We start from the raw sequence: 19,103 nt of genomic DNA, 5'->3' as shown, positions 1-19,103 counted from the left end.
GAGGCGGCCAGCCTTCTTCTTTTTTATATTCTATAATATTTTCTCTAAAAAGTCCTGCGCTCTTTTGGATTTTGGCGACATAAAAAATTCCTTCGGATTGCCGTCTTCGACAATCATTCCTTGGTCCATAAACAGCACACGGTCTGCCACTTCTTTTGCGAAGCCCATTTCATGTGTGACAATCACCATGGTCATGCCGGTTTCGACCAGCTCTTTCATCACCTGTAGCACTTCTTTGACCATCTCTGGATCAAGGGCGGAGGTCGGCTCGTCAAACAGCATGATGTCCGGATTCATCGCAAGAGCCCTGGCAATCGCGACACGCTGTTTTTGTCCGCCAGACAAACGGTTTGGATAGTCATTTCGCTTTTCAAACAAACCGACTTTGCGGAGCAGGTCCTCAGCTTTCTCCTGTGCAGCCTGTTTTGATTCTTTTTTTACATTGACAGGCGCGTACATGATGTTTTCGAGAACCGTTTTGTGCGGAAAGAGATGAAAATGCTGAAAAACCATCCCGATGTTTTCCCGGACCTTTAATGTGTTGGTTTTTGGCTTCGTAATCTCTGTGTCTTTTATTGTAATGGTTCCGCCGTTAGGCTTTTCCAACAGGTTTAAACAGCGTAAGAACGTAGATTTGCCTGAGCCTGAAGGACCGATCACGGCAACAACCTCACCCTCAGCGATTGTTGTTGAAATGTTTTTTAATACTTCGTGTTTCCCAAATGATTTTGACAGCTTTTCAACCTTAATCATTGGATTTCAGCTTCCTTTCTACAGCCTTGCCGATAAACGTTAAAATCAGGACAAGCACATAATAAATCAATCCCGCGATAATGAGCGGCTCAAGGTAATTGTAAGTGGCGGCGCCAGCTTGATATGCGCGTCTCATGACATCACCAAGCCCGATGACGGTGACGATCGCCGATTCTTTTGTTAACGTAATTAATTCATTCACAATTGCAGGTGATATATTTTTGAAGGCCTGCGGCAGCAGCAGATCCTTCATCATTTTTCCATACGGGACACCGAGTGCAACAGCAGCTTCTTTTTGCCCTTTATCAATGGCATTGATTCCGGCTCTGATAATTTCCGATACATAAGCGGCGGAATTCAAAGACAATGCGACAACCGCAGCCCAAAACTGGTCAATTTGAAATCCGAGCAGCTGAGGAAGGCCAAAATAGACAATCATAAGCTGCAGCACTAAAGGCGTGCCTCGGAACACTGATGTATAAAAATCAGCGATCCAGATAAACGGGCGGAATGTGCTGATCTTGCATAAGCTTAGCACAATACCGAGTATAAGTCCGATAATAGCAGATACAACAACAATTTTTAATGTAATTGCCAAGCCTTCTAATATAAAAGGAATTTGGGGGATCGTTGCTGAAAAATCCAAATTCATAGCCTTTGTCTCCTTTTCTTACAGGAAAAAAGTTTCCTATTCAATAAAAAGGCTCAACGAAAAAGTTGAGCCGCTTTTTTTACTTCTCGCCAGTGAACCATTTTTTCTTCAATTTCTCAAGCTCTCCGTTATCTTCCATTTCCTTGAGCGCTTTATTGAATTTGTCTGTCAGTTCACTGTCCTTTCTGAAAGCAATTGCTGAACCGGCTTCTTCCGCTTTCGCATCAGGAATCACAAAGCCTTGCAGGTCATCATTTGATTTGAAATACCCTTCTGCAACAATGTCTTCAATAATCGCGGCATCGAAGCGGTCAGATTTGATTTCCTGCACCAAATCAGAAATTCTGTTGCGGTCTTCTGTTTTAAAACCATATTCAGGAGAAAGCTCTTTCCCCTTCTCTTCCTGAATAGAGCCAAGCTGAACGCCAACTGTTTTTCCTTTCAGGTCTTTCAAAGATTGAATGCCGCTGTCTTTTTTGCTGACAATCATATGGTTCGCTGTGTAATACACATCAGAAAAATCAACTTGTTTTTTACGCTCAGGCGTTGGTGTCATTCCTGACAAAACGATATCCACCTGTTTTGATTTAAGCGCTGTAATTAAGCTGTTGAAGTCCATATCCTGCACTTCAATTTCATAGCCAGCCTTCTTCGCCAGAGCTTTTGCCAGCTCCACATCAAAGCCGACAATATTATCGCCTTCTTTATATTCAAACGGTTTATAATCCGCCGAAGTACCCATAATTAATTTTTTCTTTCCGCTTTCTGAACCTGAATTGCTTGAGCCGCACGCAGTTAATGCAAAGGTGATGCAGGCAGCTACAAGTAATAAGAGCCATTTTTTCATGATCCATTTCCCCCGTATTCATTACTTTTGGTGTATTTGAATATTTATTCGTTAATTTGTATTTTAAACAGTTTCTTATTTTTATGCAATACTATTTTTAAAAATTATCTTCAAGCTTATCTTTCCAGTGATCTCTTTTGATATTACTAGATAAAAATTAAATCGCTGTACAATCAGATTGAATAATCCCTTAATATTTATTCATATACCCTTGGAAATTTATGCACAAAAAAAACCCGGGCCGCTTGGGCATCCGGGTTGTTCGTCTTATACTTCTTCACAATATTCTTCAAAGGCTTCCTGCAGCTTTGCCACTACGGCCATCGGCTCGTGGCCTTCAATTTCATGGCGCTCTACCATTTTCATGATCTTTCCGTCTTTCAAAATCGCAAAGGACGGAGAAGATGGCGGATAACCTTCAAAATAGTCACGCGCACGCGCTGTCGCTTCTTTGTCCTGTCCGGCAAAAACGGTGACGAGCTGATCAGGTCTTTTATCATAGTGAACGGAATGGTAGGCTGCCGGTCTTGCAATTCCTCCGGCGCATCCGCAAACAGAGTTTACCATGACAAGCGTCGTTCCTTTTTTCGTAAGTGCCTCATCCACCTCTTCGGCTGTTTTAAGCTCGGTGTATCCGGCAGCTGTTATTTCTTGTCTCGCTTGGCGGACAATATCATTCATAAATAAATTAAAGTCCATGTTCAATGAAGACCTCTCCTTTTTCATCATCTGTTCTTATGATAGCAAGGAAACGTCCATATCGGCAAATGACTTTGCTTCGCCGTGCACTTTTTTTGCTCTTCGTTTACTGCTTACAGAAAAAGGGGATTATATAATAAGAAGTAAAATAAAGGAGCAGTTGTATATGAGCCACAGGAAAGCGTTACTGATTCATAACGGAAATGCCGGCAACAAAAATATAGAAAAAGCACTTGGTGCTGTGGTGCCGGTTTTATCTCACCATTTAGATGAGGTGATTATTAAGCAGACAAAGAAAAAGGATGATGCGTATCATTTTTGCCAATCCATTGATGATTCTATCGACACCGTCTTCATTCTCGGCGGCGACGGCACGATCCATCAATGCATAAATGCTATCAGCGCTCTAGAAAGAAAACCCGCGGTCGGAATTTTGCCCGGCGGCACGTGCAATGACTTTTCAAGAGTGCTTGGCATCCCTCAAAATCTTGCAAAGGCCGCGGAAGCACTTATGGCAGGAAATAAAACCAGCGTAGACGTATGTCAGATGAATGACCGTTATTTTTTAAATTTCTGGGGGATCGGCTTAATTGCAGAAACGTCGAATCAAATCAACGAAACGGAAAAAGCATTATTGGGAAAAATCAGCTATTTTACAAGTGCATTGCGAACCGTCTCATCCGCTGCATCGTTTCCGATGACATTGAAAATTGACGGAAAAGAAATTAAAGAAGAAGCCGTTATGCTGCTTGTGATGAATGGCCAATACATTGGAACGAATCGAATTCCTCTGCCCGATGCCAGTATTGAAGACGGCTTACTTGATGTTCTCATATGCCGCAACACCAACCTCACCGCGTTGCGGGAGCTGATGAGCATGGAACAGGGCTCAATTGATCGTTTTACCGGAGAGCTGTCCTATGTCCAGGCCTCCCGTATCGAAATTGAAACAGACACTGCCAAAAAGGCGGATATGGATGGAGAAGTTTATACACATACACCCGCAGTCATTCAGGTCCTGCCGCAGCATATCGACATGCTTGTTCCCGCAAATGAATAACTGTCATAAGGCTTTAGAAAGATTTTGCAAATCCGTTGACTCTCCCCTAGGAGGAGGTCTTACAGTATAAGGGATATACACTTGAAAAAGGGGAAGTCATATGGAGAAGAAAAATATTACCTTAACGATATTATTAACCAATTTATTTATTGCTTTTTTGGGGATCGGGCTTGTGATTCCAGTAACGCCGACCATTATGAATGAATTGCATTTATCGGGGACCGCGGTCGGCTATATGGTTGCCTGCTTCGCTATTACACAGCTCATTGTCTCACCAATAGCCGGACGATGGGTTGATCGCTTCGGGCGCAAGATCATGATCGTGATCGGCCTGTTGTTCTTTAGTGTGTCGGAGTTTTTATTCGGCATTGGAAAAACAGTTGAGATGTTATTTATCTCCCGTATGCTGGGCGGTATCAGCGCAGCCTTCATTATGCCCGGGGTCACGGCTTTTATTGCAGATATCACGACCATTAAAACGAGGCCGAAAGCGCTCGGTTATATGTCAGCCGCTATTTCAACAGGATTTATTATCGGCCCCGGCATCGGGGGATTTTTAGCAGAAGTCCATTCCCGGCTGCCTTTTTTCTTTGCGGCAGCTTTTGCACTGTTAGCAGCCATTTTATCAATCCTCACGCTGCGCGAGCCGGAACGAAACCCTGAAAATCAGGAAATAAAAGGACAGAAGACAGGCTTTAAACGGATTTTTGCCCCCAAGTATTTCATAGCTTTTCTCATTATCTTAATTTCGTCTTTTGGTTTAGCATCATTTGAATCTTTATTTGCATTATTCGTAGATCATAAATTCGGATTTACGGCCAGCGACATTGCCATTATGATTACAGGAGGAGCGATTGTTGGCGCCATTACGCAAGTCGTCTTATTCGACCGCTTCACAAGATGGTTTGGCGAAATCCATTTAATTCGGTACAGCTTAATTCTCTCGACGAGTCTGGTATTCTTGCTGACAACGGTACATTCATATGTTGCGATTCTGCTGGTGACAGTTACCGTATTTGTCGGATTTGATCTCATGAGGCCTGCGGTAACGACTTACCTGTCAAAGATTGCGGGAAATGAACAGGGGTTTGCCGGCGGTATGAATTCAATGTTTACAAGTATCGGCAATGTATTCGGGCCTATTATCGGCGGAATGCTGTTCGATATTGATGTAAACTATCCTTTCTACTTTGCAACGGTCACCTTAGCCATAGGGATTGCACTAACCATTGCTTGGAAAGCGCCTGCACATCTTAAAGCCAGCACGTGATAAGAAGCGCATTCTTTGTGTACTGCAAAGAATGCGCTTCTTCTTTATACTGATGATAGAAGGAGTGATGGCATGAAGGAATCGTATTACTCAATTGGGGAAGTTTCAAAACTGGCAAACGTGTCGATTAAAGCGCTCCGTTATTACGATAAAATTGATTTATTTAAACCAGCCTACGTCGACCCGAATACCAGCTACCGCTATTATACAGATTCTCAGCTCATTCATCTGGATTTGATCAAATCATTGAAATATATCGGCACACCTTTAGAAGAGATGAAAAAAGCACAGGACTTAGAGATGGAAGAACTGTTTGCTTTTTATACCGAGCAGGAGAGGCAAATCAGGGAGAAATTAGACTTTTTATCAGCACTGGAGCAAACCATTTCATTGGTGAAAAAGCGGATGAAACGGCAGATGGAATATCCCGCGCTCGGTGAGGTGTTTGTTTTAGATGAAGAAGAAATACGGATCATTCAGACAGAGGCAGAAGGAATCGGGCCTGAAAACGTGCTCAATGCCTACTACAGCAAATTAAAAAAATTTATCGAATCAGCAGATGGATTTACGAACAATAGCTACGGCGCTACTTTCTCTTTTCAGCCCTACACCAGCATTGATGAAATGACTTACCGTCATATTTTCACGCCTGTATTGACGAATAAACAGATTTCATCAATTACGCCGGATATGGAAATCACAACAATCCCTAAAGGGAGGTATGCGTGTATCGCGTATAATTTTTCGCCTGAACATTATTTTCTCAACTTACAGAAGCTTATCAAGTATATCGCAGACCGCCAATTAACAGTTGTCAGTGATGTATACGAGTTAATCATACCGATTCATTACTCCCCGAAAAAACAAGAAGAATATCGGGTTGAAATGAAAATACAGATCGCTGAATAATAAAGCATAGAAAAAGAGCATTTTTTGAAACAAAACTTCAAAAAATGCTCTTTTTGCTTATTTAGTAAACAGATGTCTTCTCGTCAATCGATTCTAAAATTTGTTTCACACGTCCCAGGAATCGTCCGCACACGAGACCGTCAAGCACTCTGTGATCTAAGGACAGACACAGATTAACCATGTCTCTGACAGCAATCATGCCATTGTCCATGACAACCGGGCGTTTGACGATGGATTCTACTTGAAGAATCGCAGCCTGAGGGTAGTTGATAATGCCCATCGACTGAACAGAGCCGAACGAACCTGTGTTGTTGACGGTAAACGTGCCTCCCTGCATGTCATCTGCAGTGAGTTTTCCGTCTCTTACTTTTTTAGCTAGGCCGGTAATGTCTTTCGCAATGCCTTTAATTGTTTTTTCATCAGCGTTTTTAATCACTGGTACAAATAAAGAATCCTCTGTGGCAACTGCAATTGAAATATTGATATCCTTTTTCTGAATAATTTTGTCCCCCGCCCACATGCTATTCATTTGCGGGAATTCTTTTAACGCCTGAGCGACCGCTTTTACAAAAAAGGCGAAGAACGTTAAATTAAAGCCTTCTGTCTTCTTAAAGGAATCTTTTATACTGTTGCGATATGCAACCATATTTGTGACGTCGACTTCCATCATCGTCCAAGCATGCGGAATTTCTGTTTTGCTTCGCGTCATATTGGAAGCAATTGCTTTTCTTACACCTGTAACAGGAATTTCTTTATCACCAGCTGCAGACGCAGGATATGACGTCTCTTCTTTTGGCTCAGGTTTTGATGCAGACTTCGGTGCAGGAGCTGCTGTTTTAGGCTCCTCAGCCTTCTGTTCTTGTACGCCGCCTGTTTCAATTAAGCGCTGAATGTCTTTTCGTGTAATGCGCCCGCCGGCACCTGTTCCTGTTACTTGATCAAGATCAATGCCGTGCTCTCCGGCCAAACGGAGTACAGCTGGCGAGTAGCGCTTTTTATTGGGCTGATCAGCTGCTTCGGCACTTTTTGCAGCAGGCGTCTCAGCGGCTTTTGAAGCAGCTGGCTGTTCTTGTTTTTGTTCAGCCGGATTCGCGCCTTCTGTTTCAATTTTGCAAATCACTTCTCCGACTTGCAGGGTTTGGCCTTCTTCTCCCACAAGCTCTGTTATCGTACCAGTAAAAGAAGACGGAACCTCTGCATTTACCTTATCTGTCATGACTTCCGCGATCGGATCGTATTTGTTCACTTTATCACCGGGGGCGACAAGCCATTTGCTGATCGTCCCCTCTGTTACGCTTTCTCCAAGCTGCGGCATCGTCATTTGTTCAATTGCCATGATTGTATCCTCCCTTACGTCTTTAAAACTCCGCTAATTCTCTCATCGCCGCTTCCACTTTATCAGGGTTGACCATAAAGTATTTTTCCATTGTCGGCGCATAAGGCATAGCCGGAATATCAGGACCTGCAAGCCGTTTGATCGGCGCGTCTAAGTCGAACAGACAATGCTCGGATATAATTGCGGCTACTTCGCTCATGATGCTGCCTTCTTTTGTATCTTCTGTGACCAAAAGAACCTTTCCAGTTTTGGACGCAGCTTCGATGATGGCTTCTTTATCAAGCGGGTAAACTGTTCTTAAATCCACCACATGCGCTGAAATGCCATCTTTTTCGAGACGTTCTGCAGCTTGTAAGGCGAAGTGGACACACAGACCGTATGTGATCACTGTGATGTCGTCGCCTTCCCGTTTTACGTCAGCCTTGCCAATTGGCAGGACATAATCATCAGCCGGAACCTCTCCCTTTATCAGACGGTATGCCCGCTTGTGCTCAAAAAACAGCACTGGGTCTTCATCACGAACTGCGGCTTTTAAGAGCCCTTTCGCGTCATATGGCGTTGATGGCATGACAATTTTCAGTCCTGGCTGGTTGGCGAAAATTGCTTCGACTGATTGAGAATGATACAGGGCTCCGTGCACGCCTCCGCCGTATGGCGCTCTGACGACAACCGGACAGCTCCAGTCATTGTTGCTGCGGTAGCGGATTTTAGCCGCCTCAGAAATAATTTGGTTGACCGCCGGCATAATGAAATCAGCAAACTGCATTTCAGCAATCGGTCTCATTCCGTACATTGCCGCTCCGATACCGACTCCTGCGATCGCAGATTCAGCAAGCGGCGTATCCATAACGCGCTCTTCCCCAAATTGTTCATAGAGTCCGGCTGTCGCTTTAAACACACCGCCTTTTCTTCCTACATCTTCCCCAAGGACGAAGACGCGAGAATCTCGTTCCATTTCTTCTTTCATCGCCAAATTGATTGCATCAATATATGACATTACTGACATTTGTTCTTCCTCCCTACTTCGCATACACATAATCAAGCGCTGACTCAGGAGCTGCATAAGGGGCGTTCTCCGCTTCATCCGTCGCTTCATTTACGATTGCCATAATTTCATCCAGCATGGTTTGTTCTATCTTATCGGACAGCAGGCCTGTTTCCTTTAAGTAAGCTTGATAAGTAAGCAGGGGATCACTTTTTTTCGCTTCCTCTACTTCTTCACGGCCTCTGTAGCTGCTGTCATCATCATCACTGGAATGTGGTGTAAGGCGGTAAGAAATCGTTTCAATTAATGTCGGGCCTTCTCCTCTGCGTGCCCTTTCGCGTGCTTCTTTGACCGCTTGATAAACTTCCAGCGGATCATTTCCATTCACAGTTACGCCAGGCATCCCATAGCCTATGGCACGGTCGGAAATGTTCTCACATGCGACTTGCTTATCGTAAGGCACTGAGATTGCGTATTTGTTGTTTTCACACATGAAAATAACCGGCAGCTTATGGACAGCGGCAAAGTTCGCCCCTTCATGGAAATCGCCTTGGTTTGAAGACCCTTCCCCAAATGTAACAAAGGCTGCGATATCCTTTTTCTCCATACGTCCCGCAAGCGCAATACCGACTGCGTGCGGCACTTGCGTTGTAACCGGAGATGATCCCGTCACAATGCGGTTTTTCTTTTGTCCGAAATGCCCTGGCATCTGGCGGCCTCCTGAGTTCGGATCTGCTGCTTTTGCAAACCCGGACATCATTAAGTCCTTTGCTGTCATGCCAAACGCGAGCACGACACCCATGTCTCTGTAGTACGGCAATACATAATCCATTTCACGGTCAAGTGCGAAAGCCGCTCCTACCTGTGCTGCTTCCTGTCCTTGACAAGAAATTACAAATGGAATTTTGCCAGAACGGTTTAACAGCCACATTCTTTCATCGATTTTTCTTGCTAACAGCATGGTTCTATACATATCAACGGCTTCCTGATCAGTCAGCCCTAGTGCTTGATGTCGGTTTGTACTCATTCAAGCCCCTCCTTTATGCTTTTAAAAATGAATGGCTTTGCCATCTGCGGCAAGCGCTGCTTCTCCAATTGCTTCAGAAAGCGTTGGATGCGGGTGAATCGTTTGCCCGACCTCCCACGGCGTTGCGTCCAGCACTTTGGCAAGACCCGCTTCAGAAATCATGTCGGTGACATGCGGGCCGATCATATGAACGCCGAGAATATCATCTGTATCTCGGTCCGCCACGATTTTGACAAATCCGTCGCTTTCACCGTATACAAGCGCTTTTCCAATCGCCATAAATGGGAACTTGCCGATTTTGACATTATGCCCGTTCGCCTTTGCTTCGTCTTCGGTTAAGCCGACACTGGCAGCTTCAGGGCTTGAGTAAATGCACTTCGGCACAAGCGTCGGATCAAGCGGATGCGGATTGAGACCTGCAAAATGCTCAACAGCAATAATTCCCTCATGTGAAGCAACGTGAGCTAACTGCAGGCCACCGATTACGTCTCCGATTGCATAAATATGAGATTCCTTCGTCTGGCAGCTTTCATTGACTGAAATCATGCCATTTTCAGTAACAATATCGGTGTTCTCTAGGCCGATGCCTTCGATATTTGCCTGTCTGCCGATGGAAACAAGCATTTTCTCAGCAGAGTAGGTAACGGTTTCTCCGTCTTTTTCCGCTTGTATGCTGATATCGTCTGATGTTTTTGTCATTGTGTCAGGCAGCACTTTTGCCCCTGTTATGAACTGGATGCCTTTTTTCTCAAGAAGACTTTCCATTTCTTTTGAAATCTCTAGATCTTCAGTCGGCAATATGCGATCCGCGTATTCAATAACCGTTACCTTCACGCCAAAATCATGAAGCATAGACGCCCATTCGATACCGATAACCCCTCCGCCGACAATGATGATTGATTGTGGCAGCTCCTCCATTTTGAGCGCCTCATCTGAAGTCAGTACAGACTTACCGTCCGCTTCAAGACCCGGAAGCATTCTCGGTCTTGATCCTGTTGCAATGATCACTTGTTTCGGGATCAGCATGTCATTTTCTTCGCCATTTCCCCGCTCAACAGAAATTGTTCCCGGCAGCGGAGAGAAGATTGACGGTCCAAGGATACGTCCATATCCGGTGTACACGTCAATTTTTCCTTTTTTCATTAAATGATTTACACCCGCTGCAAGCTTATCAACAACGGCTTGCTTACGCTGCTGCACTTTTTCAAAATTGAGGGACACGCCAGCCGTTTCCACCCCGAATTGATCGGCTTCACGAGCTGTCCGGTATACCTCTGCGCTTCTAAGCAGCGCTTTACTCGGGATACAGCCTTTATGCAGACATGTTCCTCCAAGTTTTTCCTTTTCCACAACGGCTGTTTTTAAGCCGAGCTGAGCGGCTCTGATGGCCGCAACATAACCGCCAGTACCGCCGCCCAGAATGACTACGTCATACTCAGTTGCCATGGTGACTCACTCCTGTCTGTCTATTCAATACGATATTGTTTGGATTGCTCTTCGCCCAGCAACACTCTGAGCGCCCCTTGGGCAAGAGACTGCAGTTCATTTTCACCCGGATAAACTAAAACGTCTGAAATCCAATCTATGTATGATCTGATAGCAGAAACAAAGCTTTTGCCGTACGCAAGGCCTCCCGTCAGCACAATCGCTTCAACTTCGCCTTTTAACGCCGCGCTGGCTGCCCCGATTTCCTTTGCTACCTGATATGCCATGGCATCATAAATGAAGCGGGCTTTTTCATCGCCCCCCTGAATCATTTGTTCCACTTTTACTGCATCATTTGTACCGAGATAGCCTAAAAGTCCGCCGGTGCCAACAAGCTTTTTCATGATTTCTTCTTTTGTATATTCCCCTGAAAAACATAGATCAACAAGATCTCCCGCAGGCACTGTTCCTGCTCGTTCAGGACTGAATGGTCCCTCGCCGTGCAGGCCGTTATTGACATCTACCACTCGCCCGCGGTCATGGACGCCAATTGTAATACCTCCGCCCATATGGGTAATAATCATTTTCATGTTCTCATATCGTTTGCCAAGAGAGGCTGCCGCTTTACGAGCGACAGCTTTTTGGTTTAACGCATGGAAAATGCTTTTCCGTTCAATTTCAGGCATGCCTGAAACTTTCGCAAGCACTGACATTTCGTCTACGACAACAGGGTCGACGATATACGAAGGGATATTCAGGCCATCAGCGATTTCCCGCGCGATAATGCCGCCGAGATTAGAAGCATGCTGACCGGCGTAGCCGCTTTTCAAATCCTCAATCATCTCATCATTCACTACGTAGGTCCCGCCTTCAATTGGCCGGAGAAGGCCGCCTCTTGCGCAGACTGCATCAAACTTTGAAATATTGATTCCCTGTTCATGAAGCGTTTCGAGAATATGGTTTTTACGAAATTCATACTGATCAATAATTCGGTCAAATCGCTGCAGCTCTTCTATGTTGTGTCTCAATGTTTTTTCAAAAATGCTTCTTTCGTTATGAAAAACACCGATTTTCGTTGAAGTTGAGCCTGGATTAATTGTGAGAATGCGTTTTTCGTCATGTAGCACTTTCATAACCTCCAGATCAATTTCTTAACGTCTGCTTAATACACTGTGGCCGTTTTGCAAAAACTGGCTTCTTGAGCGGCGCATGCGTTCAATCCGTTCCTCTGCCAAGCGGTCAGCCGCTAAATATGCAGGAATGCAGTCACGCTGAGAAATCTCAAGTACACGCTCGATATTGCCGTAAATGCCTTCAACTTTTTTCAATGCACGTTCTGCATTATAGCCGTAAAGCTCATCTGCCACGTTGATAACACCGCCCGCGTTAATCACGTAATCCGGTGCATAAACGATGCCCATTTCGTGAATTTGATCACCATGGCGTGTCTCTTTTAATTGGTTGTTAGCCGCACCTGCGATCACTTTCGCCTTCAGCTGTTTAATGGTATCGTCGTTAATAGTCGCACCAAGGGCACACGGCGCATAAATATCGCAGTCTTGTGAATAAATATCATCAGGATCTACCGCACGGGCGCCAAAATCTTCAACTGCACGCTGTACAGATTGTTTGTTGATATCCGTAACGATTAAGTTTGCTCCTTCTTCATGCAGGTGGCGGCAAAGGTTATAGGCTACGTTCCCAACACCCTGTACAGCAATAGTTTTTCCTTCAAGAGAGTCGGTTCCGAAAGCAGCTTTAGCTGCTGCCTTCATTCCTCTGTACACCCCGTACGCTGTGACTGGGGACGGATTTCCAGAAGAGCCGAAAGCAGGAGAAATCCCTGTAACGTAGTCTGTTTCATCATGAATGATATCCATATCCTCGACCGTTGTGCCCACATCTTCAGCCGTGATGTATCTGCCGTTCAGCCCTTGAATATAGCGGCCAAACGCGCGGAACATTTCTTCATTTTTGTCTTTGCGCGGATCGCCGATAATGACTGTTTTTCCGCCGCCAAGGTTTAAGCCTGCCGCCGCGTTCTTATAGGTCATGCCTCTAGCCAATCTGAGCGCATCTTCAATTGCCGCTTCTTCATTTTCATATGTCCACATTCTCGTTCCGCCAAGCGCCGGACCAAGCGTTGTATCATGAATGGCGATAATCGCTTTTAATCCAGATTGTTCATCCTGGCAGAATACCAATTGTTCGTAATCGTATTTCTCCATATATTTAAAAAGTTCCATGTTCGTTCCTCCTAATGTGTGTATTCTTCAGATGCGCATATTGCCAGCGCAATGGAATACAGTTTATTTTCAGCAGAGTCCGCTCTGCTTGTTAAGGCAATCGGTGCTTTTGCTCCTGTAATGACAGCCGCCACGCTGGCCTTGGCAAAATAAATCAGTGATTTATATAAAATATTGCCGGCCTCAATTGTTGGGACGAGAAGAATATCTGCGTTGCCCGCTACGTCTCCCGAAATGTTTTTCTGGGCCGCGGCAATTTGTGAAACTGCGTTATCCAAAGCAAGCGGTCCATCAACAATGCAGCCTTTGATCTGGCCCCTTTTGTACATTTGAGCTAGAGCAGCTGCATTCACGGTTGCTTCCATTTTTGGGTTCACCGTTTCGACCGCTGCAAGAGCAGCTGCTTTTGGCATATTGTTCCCTACTGCATGGGCCACATGAACGGCATTTTGCAAAATCTGCCGGAGCTCTTCCAGCGAAGGAGCAATATTCATTGCCGAATCTGTCACAAACATCAGCCGGTCAAAATCCGGTATATCGAAGACAGCCACGTGAGAAAGGACACTTGCTGACCGAAGCCCCTCCTGTCTGTTCAATACCGCTTTAAGCAAAACAGAAGTCGGCACATTCCCTTTCATTAAAACGTCCGCTGTTTTATGATGCACAGCACGAACCGCTAATTTCGCCGACTCCTCAGGTGTATCGGCATGGACGATTTCCACTTGATGCCCTTGCATGGATGATGTCAGCTCGTTCAGTTTTTTGCTGTCGCCCGTTAACAAGAAACGGGCGGATAGGTGCTCGGCAGCCAGCTTTACAGCCCGGATCACTTCCTCATCCTCAGCATGAGCAACCGCAATGGTCTTGTTTTTGTGCATCGACGCTTTGCCAATTAAATCTTTCAGCTTCATCTGCTACCACCTTTCTTGTTTCGACTCCGCTTTTTATTATGCAAGTTTCGTGCCAGCTCTTAAGGATGCTGTCATACCAGGTATATTGAAACATTCGTGCAGATGTTTGCGTTTATTCTGCAAATTATTGCATGCCTTCATTTGCAAGGCCATATTTATCCATTTTGTAATATAAGTTTCGAATGCTGACACCGAGAGCTTTTGCTGTTTTTGTCCGGTTAAAATGATGCTTTTCAAGCGTTTGCTGGATCAAATGCGCTTCAAATTTTTCTACTGCGACAGACAGCTTTTCGCCTTCAATATCCGGAAAATCAAAACCTGTTCCCTGATCTGTGTCATTTTCTTTTTTCTCAAGTTCGAATACAGGCAAGTGATCTTTTTCAATCCATTCCATATGCGGATTCAGAAAAATCATGGCTCGTCCAAGGACATTTTCAAGCTCCCGGACATTCCCAGGCCAATGGTAAGCAGATAAGGCGCGCAAGGCTTGCTGCGAGAGCCCTTTTACATTCCTGCCGTAATCCCGGTTGATCTTTTGGATAAGTCTGACGCTTAGTGCTTCAATGTCCTCCAACCGCTGACGCAAAGGCGGAATGGAGATGGGATAGCGGTTGATCCGGTAATACAGGTCTTCGCGAAACTTTCCATCCGCCATCGCCTTTTCAATATTTACATTTGTCGCCGCGATCACTCTGACGTTGACAGGGATCGCTTTCGTGCCGCCCACTCTGACGATTTCCTTTTCTTGAAGGACGCGTAGCAATTTGGCCTGCATATTTTGTGTCAGCTCACCGATTTCATCTAAGAAAATACTGCCGTTATTTGCTTCCTCAAATAAACCCTTTTTACCGCCGCGCTTCGCTCCTGAAAACGCACCATCCTCATAGCCGAACAATTCTGATTCGAGCAGGTTTTCAGAAAGGGCTGCACAATTCACGCGAATAAATTTATTGTATTTCCGGTCACTTTCGTTATGGATGGCATGGGCGAACAGTTCTTTCCCTGTTCCTGATTCCCCGCGCAGCAAGATGGTTGCCGGTGTTTTCGCACCGAGCTTCGCCTGCTCAAGCGCAACCAACATTTGCTCGCTTTTGCCGATAATGTCGTCAAACGTGTATTTCGCTTCAAGCGTGCGAATAATTTGTCTGGCGCGATTAAGCTCCGCTGTCAGCATTTTAATTTCGGAAACATCGTGAATCACGCCGACGCTGCCTTTCAAAATCCCGTCCACAATCACCGGTGCTACATTAACAATGACCTCTTTTTCATTCGGGCCGACCTTCATTCTGACACCGCGGACAGGACGTCTTGTTTCAAGCACCTTTAAATGCATGCTTTCACCTTCGGAAATATCAGTGTTTGCAGGCTTGCCGATGACTTCTTTTTCAGAAAGCCCCGTCATTTTCGTATACGCTTTATTGATTAGCAGGCCGATGCCGTTTTCATCAACGACAGAAATCGCCTCATCGGAGGATTGAATAATTGCCTCCAGCATCGTACGGACCTGCTTTAAGTTGGTCACTTCCTCTGCCAGCTCGACCGCATCAGTGATATCTTTAAACACACAAAGAGCCCCGAGCAGACGTCCGCCTTCATCAATAATCGGCAGTCTTGTGGTCACAATTTGCAAATGGTCGCCTAACAGCTGCTTCTGGTTGTATTCAGGCACTCTTGTTTTTAAAATCCGCGGCATCTTAGTGCTCGGAATCACTTCTTTTATTGGGCGCCCAATGACTTCCTCACGTTTTTTCCCGACCATTTTTTCGGCCATATGGTTAAAGAGAATGATTTCTTCATTGATATCAATAAAAATCATTCCATCATGGGTGGAATTAAAAATTCTGTCATATTTATAGGTTTGCTCTTTTAGCATTTGAATCAGGTGCTGCTTTTCTTCCATCAGCTGAAAAACGATGTATGCCATTTTTCCCGGCATGACAATGGTATCTTCATGCTTTCTTTGAAGGAGCTCGTCAAACACGGCTTGATCGCCGGTGGTATGAATGACGATATCCGGTTTTTGTTGTATGTAAGGTTTCCAATCAGATGAAACGGCAATCCCATACTGTTCTGCTTCTTTCAATCCCGGCGCCTCGGGGTCTTTGTCAACTACGGCAATGATATCTATGATGGCTGTTTTAATCAGAATATGTAATAACGCCGTTCCCCTTTTGCCGGCACCTACTATCAGTACCTTTTGCATCCCGATACCCCTTTGTATGAAAAAATTTGCACACCTATTTATTCCGTTGCAATAATTTGCACAACCCTATGTTACCACGTTTTCTTCTCTTGACAAAATATTTTTTCCGCTGGACAATAAAGGAAATGAAAAGATAAAGGGGTTTTCTGAAGATGAGCCGACTTCTTGCGCTTTTGATATTAGTCATCCCCGGGGCTATTTCTGCTTTAGGCATTAAACTGATGAGAGATACACTTTTCGGCCATACAATCAAGCCATTTTCAGCTCTTTGGCTCCAAGGGTTGTCAGGATTCATCTTTTTTGCGATCGGCCTCTATGTGCTGGCCGGATTCATTTTATACAGAGACAGAAAACGCAATCAAGTCAGCCCGCGATTCAGAAAACGATAGCTGAAAAAAAGCCGGAGAATACTCCGGCTTTTTTTGTTGCATTATTCGTCAGGCAAAACGGTCTTGGCAATCGTTTTGTCTAACGCTTCATAGTCATAATAAGAAATCGTATCGTACAGTTCTTTTCGTGTCTGCATATCATGAAGTCCTTCTTTTTGTGAGCCGTGCTCCTTCATCAAACCAAACATCCGCTCACAAGCTTTTGACGCCGCTCGAAGCGAGGTGACAGGATATATCACCATGTGAAACCCCATATCTTCGAATTCATCGGCACGATAATACGGCGTTTTCCCAAATTCAGTCATATTCGCAAGGAGCGGAACGGAGATACGCTCAGCAAACTGGCGGAATTCATTCTCCGCCTGTAGCGCTTCCGGGAAAATCGCGTCCGCTCCCGCCTCAATGTAAGCCTCTGAACGTTTTATTGCGGCATCAAGCCCTTCCTGCGCCCTGGCATCAGTACGGGCAACAACAATAAGGGAGGGTGCCGTTTGTTTAATGGCTTTTATTTTTTGCGCCATTTCCTTTATCGGAACTAACTGTTTGCCATTTAAATGTCCACATTTTTTTGGGAGCTGCTGGTCTTCTATTTGAACGGCTGCTACCCTGGCTTCAAGCATCTCCCGAGCTGTTCGGGCGGCATTTAAGACACCGCCAAATCCCGTATCGATATCCACAAGCAGAGGCAGATCAGCTGCACGCACAAGATCTTTGGCCCGTTCAGCTATCTCTGCCGATGTGATGATCCCTAAATCAGGCAGCCCTCTGCTGGCTGTATAGGCAGCACCGGACAAATAAATAGCAGAAAAACCGGCTTCTTTCGCAAGCAAAGCGGCCATCCCGTCATGGGCGCCGGGAATTTGAAGAATGTCCGGTGCTGACATCAGCTTGCGGAAACGCCCGGCAAGCTCCTCTTGTGACGATTGCTTATTGACGATCCACGACATGAAACAAATCCCCCTTTTACATGCAGAACATGTCTACGAATTCATTTACGCGCATCGTTTGTAATGTCTCATAGCTGGTACAGCGCTCATAAATGTGTTTGTGCTGTTTATCAGGAAAATGGGTTTTGAGATTGTCAGAAAACTTTTCCAGCAGTTTCGGCACTGCTTCCTCTCTTCGAAAACGATGGCCGAGGGGAAACTCACATTCCACCATTTCCGTGCTCGTTCCGTCTTTAAAATGAACCTGAACGGCATTTGAGATGGAACGTTTATCAGGTTTTAAATAATCCTCGGTATATGTTTTATTTTCAGTTACTTCCATTTTATCACGAAGTTTATCTATTCTCGGATCACTCGCTGTTTCAGCTTCATAATGCTGTGCGGTGATATCACCAAAAAGCAAACCGATTGCTGTAATGTATTGGAGACAGTGATCGCGGTCTGCCGGATTGTGGAGCGGGCCTTTTTTATCAATGATTCGGATAGCGGATTCATGCGTTCTGATGACAACACGGTCAATCTCGTCAATCCGGTTCTTTACCTGCGGGTGAAGAATGACGGCGCACTCCGCCGCTGTCTGGGCGTGAAATTCCGCAGGATAAGACACTTTAAATAACACATTTTCCATGACATAAGCGTCGAGCGGACGGGCAAGCTTGATCTCTTTCTTATTGAATAAAACGTCTTGGAACCCCCAACCCGGTGCACTCAGGGCTGTCGGATAACCCATTTCCCCTTTTAACGACATCAGCGCCAAATGAACACCTCTGCTCGTTGCATCTCCTGCCGCCCATGATTTGCGTGAGCCCGTATTCGGTGAATGGCGGTAAGTCCTCAATGCTGCATTGTCAATCCATGCATTCGAAAGCGCATTTTTGATTTCTTCTCTTCCGCCGCCCAAAAGCTTTGCTGCAACAGCAGTTGTCGCAACTTTGACAAACAGCACATGGTCAAGGCCAACTCGATTTAAGCTGTTTTCTAACGCCAGCACACCTTGAATCTCGTGTGCTTTGATCATCATCTCAAGTACGTCGCGTACTGTTAACGGCTCTTTTCCTTCAGACAGCCTCACTCTTGATACATAATCAGCAGCGGCAAGGATTCCTCCCAAGTTATCGGATGGATGCCCCCACTCCGCCGCCAGCCACGTATCGTTGTAATCGAGCCAGCGAATCATGCAGCCGATATTAAACGCTGCCCTCACAGGATCGAGAACATATGACGTTCCCGGCACTTTGCTTCCATTCGGCACAGTCGTTCCTGGAACAATCGGGCCAAGCAGCTTTGTGCATTCCGGATACCGTAGCGCCAAGATCCCGCAGCCCAGGGTATCCAGCAATACATGCCCCGCTGTAGTATACGCTTCGGCACTAGTAATCTCTTTCTCAAGCACATAGTCTGTGATTTCTTCGATAACACGATCCGTTTTCGGCATTCTACCAGT

At 45.3% G+C, this 19,103-nt stretch carries 18 protein-coding genes; 4 read left to right on the top strand and 14 right to left on the bottom strand.

The features are described from left to right. Positions 1-30: 30 nt before the first annotated feature. The 4 genes from artR to brxB form a co-directional block, all read right to left on the bottom strand. Entirely contained in the window at positions 31-753 is a 723-nt protein-coding gene (artR, locus tag WA279_RS02940; protein ID WP_004398740.1) for an arginine ABC transporter ATP-binding protein ArtR, read from the bottom strand. Then, positions 746-1,405 (bottom strand): arginine ABC transporter permease ArtQ, encoded by a 660-nt coding sequence (artQ, locus tag WA279_RS02935; RefSeq protein ID WP_003230340.1) that lies wholly within the window; start codon positions 1,403-1,405, stop codon positions 746-748. Before artQ ends, artR begins: the two co-directional genes overlap by 8 nt. Positions 1,406-1,484: 79 nt before the next feature. Further along, positions 1,485-2,252 carry an arginine ABC transporter substrate-binding protein ArtP gene (gene artP, locus WA279_RS02930; RefSeq protein ID WP_251187969.1) on the bottom strand — a complete coding sequence of 256 codons (768 nt, stop codon included), beginning with the start codon at positions 2,250-2,252 and terminating at the stop codon, positions 1,485-1,487. A gap of 267 nt (positions 2,253-2,519) precedes the next feature. Beyond that, positions 2,520-2,957 carry a bacilliredoxin BrxB gene (gene brxB / locus WA279_RS02925; protein WP_003226477.1) on the bottom strand — a complete coding sequence of 146 codons (438 nt, stop codon included), beginning with the start codon at positions 2,955-2,957 and terminating at the stop codon, positions 2,520-2,522. 160 nt (positions 2,958-3,117) lie between these two features. Between brxB and WA279_RS02920 the strand changes: the two genes are divergently transcribed. From WA279_RS02920 to bmrR, 3 genes are all read left to right on the top strand, one after another. After that, complete coding sequence (locus WA279_RS02920) at positions 3,118-4,011, top strand: diacylglycerol kinase family lipid kinase (protein ID WP_327829321.1); 894 nt, start codon at positions 3,118-3,120, stop codon at positions 4,009-4,011. 100 nt (positions 4,012-4,111) lie between these two features. Continuing rightward, positions 4,112-5,281 (top strand): multidrug efflux MFS transporter Bmr, encoded by a 1,170-nt coding sequence (bmr, locus tag WA279_RS02915; RefSeq protein ID WP_336154203.1) that lies wholly within the window; start codon positions 4,112-4,114, stop codon positions 5,279-5,281. A gap of 72 nt (positions 5,282-5,353) precedes the next feature. Then, positions 5,354-6,190, top strand: coding sequence for a multidrug efflux transcriptional regulator BmrR (gene bmrR / locus WA279_RS02910; RefSeq protein ID WP_336154202.1), 837 nt, complete (start codon positions 5,354-5,356; stop codon positions 6,188-6,190). Between the two features lie 61 nt (positions 6,191-6,251). On the opposite strand, the gene bfmBB is transcribed toward bmrR, so the two are convergent. The 8 genes from bfmBB to WA279_RS02870 form a co-directional block, all read right to left on the bottom strand. Next, positions 6,252-7,526: a branched-chain alpha-keto dehydrogenase complex dihydrolipoyllysine-residue (2-methylpropanoyl)transferase gene (gene bfmBB / locus WA279_RS02905; protein WP_336154199.1), complete on the bottom strand. Its 1,275-nt coding sequence runs from the start codon at positions 7,524-7,526 to the stop codon at positions 6,252-6,254. A 22-nt stretch (positions 7,527-7,548) separates the two neighbouring features. Beyond that, positions 7,549-8,532 (bottom strand): 3-methyl-2-oxobutanoate dehydrogenase subunit beta, encoded by a 984-nt coding sequence (gene bfmBAB, locus WA279_RS02900; protein ID WP_336154196.1) that lies wholly within the window; start codon positions 8,530-8,532, stop codon positions 7,549-7,551. A gap of 13 nt (positions 8,533-8,545) precedes the next feature. Beyond that, the gene (bfmBAA, locus tag WA279_RS02895; protein ID WP_336154195.1) at positions 8,546-9,538 is read right to left on the bottom strand and encodes a 3-methyl-2-oxobutanoate dehydrogenase subunit alpha; all 993 of its coding nucleotides are present in this window, start codon (positions 9,536-9,538) and stop codon (positions 8,546-8,548) included. Between the two features lie 21 nt (positions 9,539-9,559). Then, on the bottom strand, positions 9,560-10,984 hold the full coding sequence (lpdA, locus tag WA279_RS02890) for a dihydrolipoyl dehydrogenase (RefSeq protein WP_336154194.1): 1,425 nt from the start codon (positions 10,982-10,984) through the stop codon (positions 9,560-9,562). A 20-nt stretch (positions 10,985-11,004) separates the two neighbouring features. Continuing rightward, positions 11,005-12,096: a butyrate kinase gene (buk, locus tag WA279_RS02885; protein ID WP_049141231.1), complete on the bottom strand. Its 1,092-nt coding sequence runs from the start codon at positions 12,094-12,096 to the stop codon at positions 11,005-11,007. An 18-nt stretch (positions 12,097-12,114) separates the two neighbouring features. After that, positions 12,115-13,209 (bottom strand): branched-chain amino acid dehydrogenase, encoded by a 1,095-nt coding sequence (bcd, locus tag WA279_RS02880; protein ID WP_336154191.1) that lies wholly within the window; start codon positions 13,207-13,209, stop codon positions 12,115-12,117. 11 nt (positions 13,210-13,220) lie between these two features. Beyond that, positions 13,221-14,120: a phosphate butyryltransferase gene (gene yqiS, locus WA279_RS02875; RefSeq protein ID WP_336154189.1), complete on the bottom strand. Its 900-nt coding sequence runs from the start codon at positions 14,118-14,120 to the stop codon at positions 13,221-13,223. Between the two features lie 124 nt (positions 14,121-14,244). After that, positions 14,245-16,323: a sigma 54-interacting transcriptional regulator gene (locus WA279_RS02870; protein ID WP_336154186.1), complete on the bottom strand. Its 2,079-nt coding sequence runs from the start codon at positions 16,321-16,323 to the stop codon at positions 14,245-14,247. A 152-nt stretch (positions 16,324-16,475) separates the two neighbouring features. Between WA279_RS02870 and WA279_RS02865 the strand changes: the two genes are divergently transcribed. After that, entirely contained in the window at positions 16,476-16,712 is a 237-nt protein-coding gene (locus WA279_RS02865) for a DUF2627 domain-containing protein (protein ID WP_003230304.1), read from the top strand. Between the two features lie 41 nt (positions 16,713-16,753). Here WA279_RS02865 and prpB read toward each other — a convergent pair whose 3' ends face one another. Both prpB and WA279_RS02855 read right to left on the bottom strand, forming a co-directional pair. After that, on the bottom strand, positions 16,754-17,659 hold the full coding sequence (gene prpB, locus WA279_RS02860) for a methylisocitrate lyase (RefSeq protein WP_327847413.1): 906 nt from the start codon (positions 17,657-17,659) through the stop codon (positions 16,754-16,756). Between the two features lie 16 nt (positions 17,660-17,675). Then, positions 17,676-19,094, bottom strand: a complete 1,419-nt coding sequence (locus WA279_RS02855) for a bifunctional 2-methylcitrate dehydratase/aconitate hydratase (protein ID WP_015251743.1) — start codon at positions 19,092-19,094, stop codon at positions 17,676-17,678. Between the last annotated feature and the right edge of the window lie 9 nt (positions 19,095-19,103).

It is taken from the genome of Bacillus sp. 204(2023), from assembly GCF_037027505.1.
In the GTDB taxonomy this organism is placed as follows: Bacteria; Bacillota; Bacilli; order Bacillales; family Bacillaceae; genus Bacillus; species Bacillus subtilis.
The sequence above is the reverse complement of the archived record's forward strand: the minus strand, read 5'-3'. Positions and strand labels throughout refer to the sequence as shown.